The 11,717-nt window shown below is 69.3% G+C and carries 11 protein-coding genes; 2 read left to right on the forward strand and 9 right to left on the reverse strand.

Annotated features, from left to right (window positions below; translation table 11 throughout):
- Positions 1-19: 19 nt before the first annotated feature.
- The 9 genes from DGO_RS14620 to DGO_RS14660 form a co-directional block, all read right to left on the reverse strand.
- Positions 20-460, reverse strand: coding sequence for an NUDIX domain-containing protein (locus DGO_RS14620; protein ID WP_043802683.1), 441 nt, complete (start codon positions 458-460; stop codon positions 20-22).
- Positions 457-1,992, reverse strand: coding sequence for a phytoene desaturase family protein (locus tag DGO_RS14625; RefSeq protein ID WP_014686285.1), 1,536 nt, complete (start codon positions 1,990-1,992; stop codon positions 457-459). The genes DGO_RS14620 and DGO_RS14625 overlap by 4 nt, the downstream gene beginning before the upstream one ends.
- A 64-nt stretch (positions 1,993-2,056) precedes the next feature.
- Positions 2,057-2,428, reverse strand: a complete 372-nt coding sequence (locus tag DGO_RS14630) for a hypothetical protein (RefSeq protein WP_014686286.1) — start codon at positions 2,426-2,428, stop codon at positions 2,057-2,059.
- A gap of 69 nt (positions 2,429-2,497) precedes the next feature.
- Positions 2,498-4,369 carry an ABC transporter ATP-binding protein gene (locus DGO_RS14635; protein ID WP_014686287.1) on the reverse strand — a complete coding sequence of 624 codons (1,872 nt, stop codon included), beginning with the start codon at positions 4,367-4,369 and terminating at the stop codon, positions 2,498-2,500.
- A 23-nt stretch (positions 4,370-4,392) separates the two neighbouring features.
- Positions 4,393-6,228, reverse strand: coding sequence for an ABC transporter ATP-binding protein (locus DGO_RS14640; RefSeq protein ID WP_050920835.1), 1,836 nt, complete (start codon positions 6,226-6,228; stop codon positions 4,393-4,395).
- A gap of 78 nt (positions 6,229-6,306) precedes the next feature.
- The gene (locus DGO_RS14645; RefSeq protein ID WP_014686289.1) at positions 6,307-6,852 is read right to left on the reverse strand and encodes a DUF1802 family protein; all 546 of its coding nucleotides are present in this window, start codon (positions 6,850-6,852) and stop codon (positions 6,307-6,309) included.
- Positions 6,780-8,222 carry an O-antigen ligase family protein gene (locus DGO_RS14650; protein ID WP_083847313.1) on the reverse strand — a complete coding sequence of 481 codons (1,443 nt, stop codon included), beginning with the start codon at positions 8,220-8,222 and terminating at the stop codon, positions 6,780-6,782. The genes DGO_RS14645 and DGO_RS14650 overlap by 73 nt, the downstream gene beginning before the upstream one ends.
- Positions 8,219-8,659: a type IV pilin protein gene (locus tag DGO_RS14655; protein WP_050920836.1), complete on the reverse strand. Its 441-nt coding sequence runs from the start codon at positions 8,657-8,659 to the stop codon at positions 8,219-8,221. Before DGO_RS14655 ends, DGO_RS14650 begins: the two co-directional genes overlap by 4 nt.
- Positions 8,660-8,728: 69 nt before the next feature.
- Positions 8,729-9,181, reverse strand: coding sequence for a type IV pilin protein (locus DGO_RS14660; protein ID WP_014686290.1), 453 nt, complete (start codon positions 9,179-9,181; stop codon positions 8,729-8,731).
- Positions 9,182-9,646: 465 nt separating this feature from the next.
- On the opposite strand from DGO_RS14660, the gene dnaB reads away from it, so the two are divergent.
- Together dnaB and DGO_RS14670 are read left to right on the forward strand one after the other, a co-directional pair.
- A complete protein-coding gene (gene dnaB, locus DGO_RS14665; RefSeq protein WP_014686291.1) occupies positions 9,647-10,993 on the forward strand; it encodes a replicative DNA helicase in 1,347 nt (448 codons plus the stop codon).
- A complete protein-coding gene (locus DGO_RS14670) occupies positions 10,993-11,694 on the forward strand; it encodes an NUDIX hydrolase (RefSeq protein ID WP_014686292.1) in 702 nt (233 codons plus the stop codon). The genes dnaB and DGO_RS14670 overlap by 1 nt, the downstream gene beginning before the upstream one ends.
- Positions 11,695-11,717: the final 23 nt, after the last annotated feature.

The following is an 11,717-nucleotide window of genomic DNA, read 5'->3' on the forward strand; positions in this document are numbered from 1 at the left end:
AGCGCCAGGGGCGGCAGGGTCATGTCGGCTGCCCGCGCGCCCGCAGCGCCCGGAAATACCCGGCGGTGGCGGGCGAGACCTCGGCAGGCAGGGCGTCGAGCGGCCACCACGCGACCTCGGCGGCGTCCTCGCGGGCGACCGGCTGGCCGCCCTGATAGGCCGCCACGAAGACGTGTCTGGTCCAGTCCACCGTCTCGCCGTCGGGGGATAGCTGGCGTTGCAGCGGCCCGCCCCAGACCCCCAGACGGCCCAGGCGGCCCACCCGCAGGCCGGTGCCCTGACGCAGCTCACGCCGGGCGGCCAGGGCGTTCCACTCCCACCACGCGCGGCCGCCGCCGGGCACGTCCCACAGGCCGTCGCTGCGCCGCCGCACCAGCAGCACCTCCTGCGCGCCGAGTTCTCCGGGCCGGCAGACCACGACGCCCGCACCCACCTTCCTGATGATCTTCAGTCCGTTCATCTCCAACGCCTCCGGGTCAGGTCACGCACCAGGACACTCGCGGCGTTGCGCCCCGAGGCCCCCATGATGCCGCCCCCAGGATGCGTACTCGCGCCGGTCAGGTACAGCCCCCCCACCCCCGGCCAGCGGTAGCCGCTCGCCTTCATCCAGGGCCGGAAACTGAACATCTGGTCGAAGCTCATCTCCAGGTGCATCACGTTGCCCCGGTGCAGGCCCAGGTTGGTCTCCAGCCACTGCGGCGTCTGGACGAGTTCCCCGACGATGCGGTCGCGGGTGCCGGGCGCGTAGTGCTCGAAGGCGTTCAGGATGTTGTCGCGGGCTTCGTTCACCCGGGTCTCCCACGTGCCCGACGCGAGTTCGTAGGGGTAGTACTGCGCCCACAGCCACAGCACGTCGCTGCCGGGGGGGGCCAGCGAATCGTCCACCGCCGAGAAGCTCATGGCGATCAAGGGCGGGTCGGAGGTCGGCTGCCCGGCCAGATACTCGCCGTAGCCCTTCATCAGTTGCTGCTCGCTCTTGATGAGCAGGCCCAGCCCGGTGCGCGAGTCGGGCTCGGTGTGCTGGCGGTACTGCACCTGCCCGTCCAGGGCGAGGCGCAGCACCATGCCGAAGCCGTTGCCCACCCGCACCTGCCGCGCCGAAGCGGGGACATACTCGTCGGGCAGCGCCCCGGCGGTCGTCAGGACGTGCGCGCCCGACACCACCGCGCGGGCGGTGTACACCTCGCCGCCCTCCAGCCGGACACCCTGGGCCTTGCCGTCCTTGACCAGAATGTCCTTGACGGGCGCATTGACGAACACCTGGCCGCCGTCGGCCTCGATGGCGCGCTTCAGGGCCTTGGTCAGGCCGCCCGAGCCGCCCTTGGGCCGCGCGACGCCGCCCTCGTGGTACAGCGGATGCCACAGCAGGAAAGGCGCGCTGAGGGGGTCGCTCGGCGGGGGACCGCTCTGGGCCGCCATCCAGACCAGGGGCGCGCGCACCCGCTCCTCGGAGAAGTATTCCTTGGCCACGTCGCCGTAGGGCCGCAGGATGCGCGGGAGCTGCTCCATCCAGTCGCGGCCCCGGCCGCTGGACATGACCATCTTGCCCATGTCCAGCGGCCCCGGCGCCGAGTTGAACAGGTCGGCCACCGAGCGCGCGAACGGCGTCCAGTCGTCCAGAAAGCGGCGGTAGGCCTCGCCCTGACCGGGAAAGATCGCCTCCAGCTCGCGGGCGGTGCGGTCGGCGTCGCGGTGGATGAACCACGGCGTCTCGCCGTCCGAGGCGTGGAACATGGGGTCCACTTCGAGGTAGTGCAGGCCGTGGCGCGTCAGCTCCAGCTCGCGCACGACCGGGGTCAGGCGGATCAGGATGTGGGCGCTGCCGCCGTAGTCGAACTGGTAGCCGGGCACGAGTTCCTCGGTGCTCACCGCGCCGCCCACCATGTGCCGGCGCTCGAACACACCCACCTTCAGGCCCGCCTTGGCGGCGTAGGCGGCCGTCACCAGGGCGTTGTGGCCCGCGCCCATCACGATCACGTCGAAATCCGGCATCTGGGGCCAGTGTGGCACGCCCGCGTGCGGGCAGAGCGTCAGGAATGCGCCAGAGTGCCGGGGCTCAGGGCAGCCGCAGCCGGTGACCGCTGCCGAAGGTGACGTTCAGGACCGGCTCCTCGGGGTCGCCGATGTCCACGGCGCACCGGGTCACCTCGACCCCCTCGGGCAGCGTGACCTGCGGGCAGGTGGCCGAAAGCCGGCCGTCCACCTGATCCGTCACGACCTGCAGGTAGAGCCTGCGCGCCGCCGCCTGCTCACCCGCCTGCGTGGCCGTCTGCCGCGCCGAGAGCAGGTTCGGGATCAGGACGGCCGCGAAGACCGGCAGCACCAGCAGCAGGACGTGGGCGGCGATCAGGGCGATCTTGCCCGCTGCCGGAAAGGTCGAAGGAAAGCCCCGCCCAGCCTGCGCCGCGTAGCTGCGGTGGTAGTGCACGAGCTGGGTGAGGCGGGCGCGGTCAGGGACACCCCAGCACTTTAGGCGGCGGGCCGGGCCGCCGCCGCCTCATTTGCCGGAGCCGACCTCGCGCGGCGCCGCGCCGGCCGTGTTCCCGTCCTCCGCCTCGCCGTCCCACAGCGCGCGCATCTCGGGGCTGCGGGCCAGCAGGTCGCTCAGGGTCCCCTCGTCGACCAGGCGCCCACCGGCCATGACCAGAATCCGGTCGGCGCGGGTCAGGGCGGCGCGGCGGTGCGAGACGACCAGGCAGGTCGCGTCCAGCTCGGTAAAGAGGCTGTCCCACAGCGCGGCCTCGGTGCGGGCGTCCAGGGCGCTGCTCACGTCGTCGAAGACCAGCAGGTCGGCCCCCTGCGCGAGCATCCGGGCGACGGCGGCGCGCTGCACCTGCCCGCCCGAGAGCTTGACGCCGCGCGCGCCGACCTCGGTGTCCAGACCCGCCCCCAACTGCGCGAGATCGGGACCGAGCTGCGCGAGCCGCACCGCGCGGTCCAGCTCGGCGGCGTCGGCGCCGCTCAGGACGTTCTCGCGCAGCGGATCGGAAAAGAGGTTGGGCAGCTGCGCCGTATACGCGCTGCGCGGCGGCACGAAGAAGGTCGCGGGGTCCTCCACCGCCTCGCCGTTCCAGAAGGTGCGGCCCGCGTCCTGCGGCATCAGGCCCAGCAGGGCGCGCACGAGCGTGGTCTTGCCGCTGCCGATGCGCCCCGTCACGACCACGAACTCGCCGCGCCGCAGCGCGAAGCTCACGTCCGCGATGCCCGCGCCGCCGGGGTGGTGGGCGCCCAGGCCCTCGACCCGCAGCTCGCGCAGCGGCTCGGCCACCGGGCGCGCGGGGGCGGGCGGCAGCTCGGCGTGCAGGTACAGAGGGTGGTGCTCGACCGGCTGGGTGTCGGGGGCGTCCTGAAGCAGGCGGTGCATGCGCTCGTAGCTCACCCCGGTGCGGCGGTGGCGGGCGATGGCGTCGCCGAAAAAGCCCATCGTGCCGGTCAGGCGCGGCAGCAGGCCGATGAACAGCACGAAATCGGCCACGTCCATCGCGCCGCCCCGGATGCGCGAGGCGCCCATCAGGAGCACGACCCCCACGGCGATGTTCACCATGTTGGTGTTCACGCCCCGGATCAGTTCGGTGAGGAGCACGTCGCGCAGCGCGGCCTTCTGGCGCACGTCGCCGAGCGCGCGCAGGTGCGCCACCATGCCGTCCTCGCGGGCGGCGAGCTTGACGGCGCTCACGGCCCCGAAGGTCTCGCCGATGAAGTCGGTCACGCGGGCGGTCGCCTCGCGCATGCGGCGGCGGTAGCTGCGGATGACCGGCGAGAGCCGCTGCACGAACAGCACCATCAGCAGCAGCGGCGCGCAGACCAGCAGGGTGATCAGGGGGTCCACCGAGGCCATCAGCCCGACGGCGATGGCGGTGTACAGCAGCATGCCTGCGCCGTCCACCCAGACCTCGGTGTAGCCGGCCACGTCGTCCACATCGTCGCGGAAGCGGCTCACCGCCTCGGCGGGCGTGTCGGGCAGGCGCCGCGAGCCGCGCGCGCGCAGCAGGTACGACATCAGGTTGCGCCGCACGAGCGCGTCGAGGGTGTACCACAGCTCGATCCAGGCGCGGAAGGCCCCGTAGAAGATCCCGAAGCGGCTGACCCGCACGAAGGCGAACCAGCCCACCGAGGCCCACGCCGCCAGGATCACGGCGTCCACGCCCTGGCCTGCACTACCCGCCAGCCGCAGCTTGTCGGCTTCCTCCAGGTGACGGAACACGCCGCTGATCGCCAGCGTGAGGAGCGCGGGCGAGGCATGGACCGCCGACCACATGACGAGATTGAAGGCGAACAGGCCCGGCTGGTAGACGAACAGCCGCCGCGAGAGCGCGAAGGTGCGCCCCGGATCGGTCGTCTGGGCGGGGGGGGAGGGGGGGGTGGTCATGGGGTCTCCTGTAGGCGCGCCGGTCATGCCAGCACCGCCGCCGCGCCGGTCTCCGCGCCGTGCAGGCCGCGTTCGGCTCCCTGTCCGGCCCGCAGCAGCGCCGCGTAGTGGCTGCGCGGATCGCGTTCCAGGTCGGCGCGCTCGCCGTTCTCGATGACCTCGCCGCCGCCCAGCACCAGAATCCGGTCCGCGCGGGCCACGGTATCCAGCCGGTGCGCGATGACGATGGCCGTACGCCCCGAGAGCAGCCGGGTCATGGCGCGCGTGAGCTGCGCCTCGGTGGCGGGGTCCAGCCGGCTGCTCGGCTCGTCGAGGATGACCACCGCCGGGTCACGCAGCATGACCCGCGCGAAGGCCAGCAGCTGAGCCTGCCCCGCGCTGAGGCTGCCGGTGGGCAGCGGGGTCCGCACGCCCTGCGCCAGGGTGTCCAGCCAGCTGCCCAGGCCCACCTCGCGCAGCGCCTCCTCGACCCGGTGGTCGGGCACGGCCGCGTCGAAAAAGCTGAGGTTGTCGCGCACGCTCGCCTGGAACAGCTGCACGTCCTGGGTCACGACCGCCACCCGCGAGCGCAGGTCGTGCAGCCGCACGTCGCGGGTGTCCAGTCCACCCAGGCGCACATGGCCGCCCGTGGGGTCGTAGAGACGCGAGACCAGCCGGGTCAGGGTGGTCTTGCCGCTGCCGGTGCGGCCCAGCAGGCCCAGGGTCTGCCCGGCTTCCAACGTGAAGTTCACGTCGCGCAGTACGCCGCGCGACTGCGGGTCCTCGGGCGCGTAGCTGAACTCCACCCCCTCGAAGCGCACCTCCAGCGGGCCGGGGGGCAGGGTCCGTTCGCCTTCCGGGATGCCGGTACGCAGCGCCAGCAGCTCGCCGATGCGGCCCAGGCTGGCCCCCGCCTTCTGGAGGTCCTGAAGCTGCTGCGTGAGCTGGTCGATGGGTTCCTCGACCATGCTCATGTACTGGTAGAGCAGGAAGGCCGTGCCCAGCGTGATGGCCCCCGCCGCGTACAGCCCGACCGCCGCACTCAGGATGCCCACGTAGCCCACCGCGAACAGCACCATGCTGAGCTGCCAGACCACGTTGCGCCGCGCCCACGACAGCACGCTGCGAGAAAAGAAGTCGCGCTGCACGCGCAGGAAGCCGCGCAGGTGGTGCTCGCCGGCCCCCAGGGCGCGCACGTCCTCCAGGCCCGCGAGGCGTTCCTCGACGTAGCCGAACAGGCGGGCACTCGACTCGCGTTCCAGGCGGGTCGGCTCGACCCCCCGCTTGCGGACGCGGTTCATGAGGAACAGGGTCACGCCCACGAAGACGGTGATCGCCAGGCCGACCCGCACGTCGGTGACATAGAACATGACGACCGCGCCCGTGAGCAACAGCGCCGCCCCGAAGACCCGCACCGCGAATTGCGAGAAGAAGTTGCTCAGGGCCGTCACGTCGCCGTCGATGCGCTCGATCATCTCGCCGGGGGTACGTTCCTTGTGCTCGCGCATGTCCAGCGAGAGCAGATGGGCCATGAGGTCGCCGCGCAGGCGGTTGGTGGCCGTCCAGCCCACCCGCGCCCCCACGTAGGTCGCCCCGGCGTTCAGGAGCTGTACCCCCACCGCCAGCGCGATGTACAGCCCCGCGAGCCGCAGCAGCAGGCCCATGTCGGCCCCCGCCCCGAGCCGCGCGCTGTCGATGAAGCGCTTCATGATCTGCGGCAGCACGAGGTTCAGGCCCGTGGCCCCCAGCAGCAGCGCGGCCAGCCCGGCGACCGCCCACTTGAGCGGCCCGAGATACTGCCGCAACACATTCAGCGACCCGGTCGGGGGGCCGGAACGTGGCGGCGCGGCCGAAGAGGAGGAAGGAGAAGAAGGCGCCATCCTCCCAGGCTAGAGCGCGCTCCGTACTCCCGCATCCGCCGAGTGGCGCATCGCCCGGCCATGCGGGACGACCCCTGGTCAGCCCAGCAGACGCTCCAGCTCGGCCTGCCGCACGGCGAGCTCGGTCTCGGACACGGCCGGGTCGCCCGCTTCGACTTCAACCTCGCCCAGCGGCACCCAGCTCACGCAGCCGAGCATGCCGGGGGTCTCGTCCAGCACCAGCGGCGCGGTCAGCGGGCGCACCCGCAGCAGCAGCGCGTGCACCCAGGGGCGGTTGCGGTAGTGGAAGCGGCGCTCGATGGCCCCGGCGGTCAGCGCCTGCAATGGCTCCAGCGCCAGCGCCCCCTCCAGCGACTCGACCTTATGCACGGCGACGACCTCGGCCAGGGCCGGAAAGTGGATCTGGCCGGGGGCAGGGTCGTCGCGCAGCAGGGGCTGGTATTCGCCCTTCAGTTCCTGCGGGTTCTGGTGCAGGAAGGTCGGGTAGAGCAGGAAGCGGCGGTGCTCGACCTCGAAGCCGTCGTGCGTTTCCATGATGCCGCCCTTGCGGATCAGGAGAGAGAGGTGGCCTCCTGCGAGGAGCCGGGACTGGGTATCCCATTCTTTGAGGGCGGAGAGGGGCATGGCTGAACTTTAGCGGCTGCCCTGCGGGTGGATGCCCCCGCTGCCAGCGCGACCCCCATGAAGAACCACGCAATAGGCGCAAAACGAATGACCTCGGGCCAGGTGAAGAGGTAGATGGAGTAGGCTACCAGAGCGGCAGAGAGGCCCGGTGCGATTAAGCGGCTTAACCAGATGGCCCAGCTCAGCAAACCGATAAAGGCCAGGGCCACCGGCAAGCCATAGGTCAGGGCGTAGTCCATATACTCGTTGTGGACTTTATTCACACCAATCTCGAAGCTTTCCCGCTTCCCATCCGGACGCCCCAGAATAAAACGGGGCGGTCCTTCCGACACTTGAGGCAGCCGGCGCGCACTTCGCACGTCCCCCAGATGACTCTCAGCGAGCAGGGCATCGGCGGGCCGGGTGGCCATGACACGCCACAAAGCGGGCGGACCCCAGCCTGTTAGGGGCTTCTGAGCGATACCGATCAATGCTGAATGCCACAGGACACCCCTTCCACTGCTGTCCGTAATGTTCTGACCGCTTGTCCCACCGAAGCTCCGCGCCACCGACCGCGGAAGCTGTGCTGCGCCGACGCACAGCAGTATCCCCAGAACCAGAGCCGTGCCTGTCGGCCACGTCAACCAGCGCCGATTCCATAGCAGCAGCCACAAGAGACCCACGCCACCTGCCAGCCACGGCCCACGCGACCAAGAACCCGCCAGACCCCACGCTACGAGCAGCAGCGCCACCCAGCCCCAGGCACGCTCCTGGCCCCGCAGGTGCGGCTGTACCCCAACCAGTAGCGGGAGCAGCAGCGCCAATACCCCGCCCATGTACCCCCGATGGCCCAGCGTGCCCCCAAACGCTGTGGCGACTACTCCCTGAAAGGCCCCTTCTCCAATGACGCCCAGCAAGGTGAGTTGCTGCAAGACGTTAGGAAGTGCGAGTGCGGCTCCTCCCACCAGTGCGGCGCGGGCCAGCGTGAGCGTCGCGCCTCCAGCCGGCGTGGCCTGCATCCAACCCAGCCCTGCGAAGGCAACCAGCACGTACAACAGGTGCATGAGCACTCCGTCCGCCCGGTCCGACGCACCCAACCATGTCAGGACTGCCGGTTGAATTGCTGCCGAGCACAGCAGCCACACAGCCAGCGCCAGCAGTCCCCAGGCGGGCGCCGTCCACCTCAGCGCCCCGGCCCCCCACGCCTGCCACACCATCAGCAGCGCAGCGGGCAGGACCACCCCATAGACCCACCACAACTTCGGTTGAAGGTAAATCACGTCAAACGACGGCGCTACCGTCGGGTTGATCACCAGGGGTAGCGCAAACAGGGCGAACAGGAGAAGTGAAGGAGACGTGAGCAATGGCGATCTGCCAGATCTACGGCTCATGGGAAGTTAATCCCCCCAGCACCCGTTACCGAGAAGGCTGTGGCTCCCGGGGCGTTGTTTTCTACATTCGATGGTGTGGCCGTAATCATGGTCGCCCCTCGCCGGTCCCAGATGTCGAAGACATAGGTGAAATTCAGCGTACTCGCGGTCGAGCGGTCACGATAAAAGATGTTCCGATTCCTACAGGCGCTGTCGAGATTGGCCATCAGACTATCCAACAAGGCGGCGTCACTGGCGGTGGCCAGGTAGGTCTTGTGGTCTACCTGCGAAATCGCTTCCGCCGTCTGAAGGCTCTTTGCACACATCCGTGCCCCCGTGTCGTAGGAACGCCTTTGGGACGCCAGAAGACCGGGGATCATTATTAGTGCGAGTACGCCGATAATGGCGATGACGACAAGAAGCTCGATCAGTGTAAAGCCAGCAAGATTGAATTTCATACAATTCATTGATAATACGAGCAGAAGGACAGCAGACTTAGCTGCTGTCCTTCTGCCTAAAGTTGTGACTTAGCTGCCCGACAGTGCGTTAGGGGTAGCGGTGAAGGTCTTGTTGCCACGCGTGTCCTTCACGTCAATGCTGTAGTTGCCAGCCACACCCGCAGCGGTCGCAGCGGTCATGGTGGGGGTAATCACCATGTTGGTATTCATGCAGCTCGCGGAGAGACCCATCGCATCGTAGGTGGTGCTGACAGCGACGCCATTAGTATCAGTGCCGGTAATAGCAGTCGCAGAAGTCGCGGTCGTACCAGAGGCCTTGGTCAGGGGGAAGTAAGCCTGCTTGTCAATTTGGTAGGTCGCTTCAGCGGTCTGGATGCTCTTGGCGCAGGCTTGCGCGCCCGTATCATAGGCACGCTTCTGGGCACCCAGCAGGTTGGGGATCAGCACGGCCGCCAGGATCCCGATGATGGCGATGACGATCAGCAGCTCGATCAGGGTGAAGCCTTGGGTGTTGTTCTTCATGGTGTTCTCCTGGGTTCGGCGCGGCGGATAAAGGATGGATGGATCGCCTCGCCTGTTAGGGCATTGACAGTTCCGGGTGTCTCCCGTCCCTGCTTGACCACAGGTTACGAAGCGTGTCCTCACAGGTCTCTTACGTTTCCGGGGCCGCAGCGACCTTCAAGTGGGGGGCCCACCCCAGACATCCATCCGACGGTTTGACCGATCAGCACGGTCTTTTATGCCTCCTCCCCTGTACAGCCAGACACCTGTCAGAGTTCACCAGATGACCGGGCGCGCCGGGGTGCTATGCTGCGGGACAGTTCAGTCCGGACCCGGCCCGCAGGCCAGGGACCGGGCCGGATGGAAGGCAGAGGTTTCGCCTCCACCCCAATTCCACTCCTCCAGCCCCCGCGCCCCGCGCAGGCGCACGGCGTCTTGCCGTCGCCGCGCCCGGGCCGGTCCTGTGGCCGGAAAACGAGGCCCACCTTGGAACTCACCCCCCGCGTCCCCCCGCACAGCACCGAGGCCGAGGTCAGCGTGCTGGGCAGCGTGCTGCTCGACAACGACACCCTGACCAGCCTGGGCGACACCGTCGGCCCCGAGATGTTCTACCGCGAAGGCCACCGCAAGATCTTCGCCGCCATGCGCACCCTGCAGGAACGCGGCGAACCGGTGGACCTCGTGACCCTCAGCGAGGACCTGCGGGTCAAGGGCCTGCTCGACGAGGTGGGCGGGCTGACCTACCTGATCGGGCTGTCCGAGCAGGTGCCCACCGCCGCCTACGCCGAGCACTACGCGCGCATCGTGCAGGAAAAGCACACGCTCCGGCAGCTCATCGGGGCGTCGGGCCGGGCCATGCAGCTCGCCTACGACGCGGCGCTGCCGCTCGAGGACCTGCTCGACAAGGCCGAGAAGATGATCTTCGAGGTCGCCGAGCAGAAGAAGAAGGGCGAAGCCTTCCAGGAAATGAGCGAGGTCGTCCACAACACCTTCGAGTACATCACCCTGCTGCACGCCAACAAGGGCATCCCCGACGGCGTGAGCAGCGGCTTCCGCGACCTCGACGAGCAGATTTCGGGCCTCCAGAAGGGCAGCCTGAACGTGCTGGCGGCCCGTCCCTCGATGGGCAAGACGGCCTTCGCGCTCTCCATCGCCCAGAACGTCGCCCTGCGCGGCGAGAAGACGGTCGCGGTGTTCAGCCTGGAAATGCCGAGCGTGCAGCTCGCCCTGCGCATGCTGTGCAGCGAGGCGCGGGTGGACATGAACCGCATCCGCAGCGGGCAGCTCGGCGAGCGCGACTTCGAGCGGCTGGCCCACGCGGCCGGGCGGCTGGCCGAGGCCCCGATGGTCATCGACGACGAACCGGACCTGACCCTGAACAGCCTGCGCAGCAAGCTGCGGCGCATCGCCGCGCAGCACGGACAGCTCGGGCTGGTGGTCATCGACTACCTCCAGCTCATGTCTGGGGGCAAGAGTTCGGGCGGCTCGGACAACCGCCAGCAGGAGATCAGCACCATCTCGCGCGGCCTCAAGGGCCTGGCGCGTGAGCTGGAGGTGCCGGTCATCGTGCTGTCGCAGCTCTCGCGCGCGGTCGAGCAGCGGCCCAACCACCGGCCGATGCTCTCGGACCTGCGCGAGTCGGGGGCCATCGAGCAGGACGCCGACATCGTGATGTTCATCTACCGCGACGAGTACTACAACAAGGAAACCGACCAGCAGGGCATCGCGGAGATCATCATCGGCAAGCAGCGCAACGGCCCGGTCGGCACGGTCAAGCTGCAGTTTCACAGCGCGCATGTGCGGTTCAACGATCTTGCGCCGGAGGGCGTGTAATGGCGGAAGATCAGAGCAGCGGAACGCAGGGCGCGGGGCAGCGCAGACGCAGGCGGCGGCGCGGCGGCCCGAACGGGACGCAGGGCGGCGCGGCGGCCCGGCCAGCCACCCTGCGCCCCGGACAGGTGACCAACACGACCGCCGTGCCGGTTCCGGCCGCCCCCCAGAAGCGCGGCCAGAAGCGCCCTCTGGCCGACCCGCGCATCGGCGTGGGCTGCATCGTGCTGCGCGGCGACGAGATCCTGCTCGTGCGCGAGCGCGGACGCTGGTCGCTGCCCAAGGGCGGGCTGGAGGCGGGCGAACTCGTGCAGGACGGCGCGCGGCGCGAGACCTTCGAGGAGACCGGACTGGTCGTGGAACTGCGCGACCTGGCCTTCATCGTCGAGTTCCAGGCGCAGACCTGGGGGCATCACCTCCAGTTCTTCTACACGGGGCGCGAGGTCGGCGGGCAGCTCCAGCCGCGCGACCCCGACCGCGACGTGCAGGAGGCCCGCTTCGTGCCGGTGCGGCAGCTGCGCGAGTTCATCCGGTTCCGGCCGCGCCTGGTGGCCCTGGAGACGTGGCTGCGCGAGCGCCGGCCCCGGCATTTCGTGTTCAATCTCGACAAGGAGCCGGCCATGCTGCGCAAGCGGCGGCGGGTGGGCGAGAACGGCGCGGTGGTGGCGACCCTGCCCGAGCCCGACGGCGAACCCGACTTCTAGGCCGCGCGGTCGTGATGGGATCG

The organism is Deinococcus gobiensis I-0 (genome assembly GCF_000252445.1).
GTDB classification, from domain to species: domain Bacteria; phylum Deinococcota; class Deinococci; order Deinococcales; family Deinococcaceae; genus Deinococcus; species Deinococcus gobiensis.

What these genes read in the sequence shown, in the direction of transcription:
- DGO_RS14635 (WP_014686287.1), bottom strand. Translation starts at nt 4,369, where the DNA reads ATGACCACCCCCCCCTCCCCCCCCGCCCAGACGACCGATCCGGGGCGC.
- DGO_RS14640 (WP_050920835.1), bottom strand. Translation starts at nt 6,228, where the DNA reads ATGGCGCCTTCTTCTCCTTCCTCCTCTTCGGCCGCGCCGCCACGTTCC.
- DGO_RS14650 (WP_083847313.1), bottom strand. Translation starts at nt 8,222, where the DNA reads ATGAGCCGTAGATCTGGCAGATCGCCATTGCTCACGTCTCCTTCACTT.
- DGO_RS14655 (WP_050920836.1), bottom strand. Translation starts at nt 8,659, where the DNA reads ATGAAATTCAATCTTGCTGGCTTTACACTGATCGAGCTTCTTGTCGTC.
- DGO_RS14620 (WP_043802683.1), bottom strand. Translation starts at nt 460, where the DNA reads ATGAACGGACTGAAGATCATCAGGAAGGTGGGTGCGGGCGTCGTGGTC.
- DGO_RS14645 (WP_014686289.1), bottom strand. Translation starts at nt 6,852, where the DNA reads ATGCCCCTCTCCGCCCTCAAAGAATGGGATACCCAGTCCCGGCTCCTC.
- DGO_RS14670 (WP_014686292.1), top strand. Translation starts at nt 10,993, where the DNA reads ATGGCGGAAGATCAGAGCAGCGGAACGCAGGGCGCGGGGCAGCGCAGA.
- DGO_RS14625 (WP_014686285.1), bottom strand. Translation starts at nt 1,992, where the DNA reads ATGCCGGATTTCGACGTGATCGTGATGGGCGCGGGCCACAACGCCCTG.
- DGO_RS14660 (WP_014686290.1), bottom strand. Translation starts at nt 9,181, where the DNA reads ATGAAGAACAACACCCAAGGCTTCACCCTGATCGAGCTGCTGATCGTC.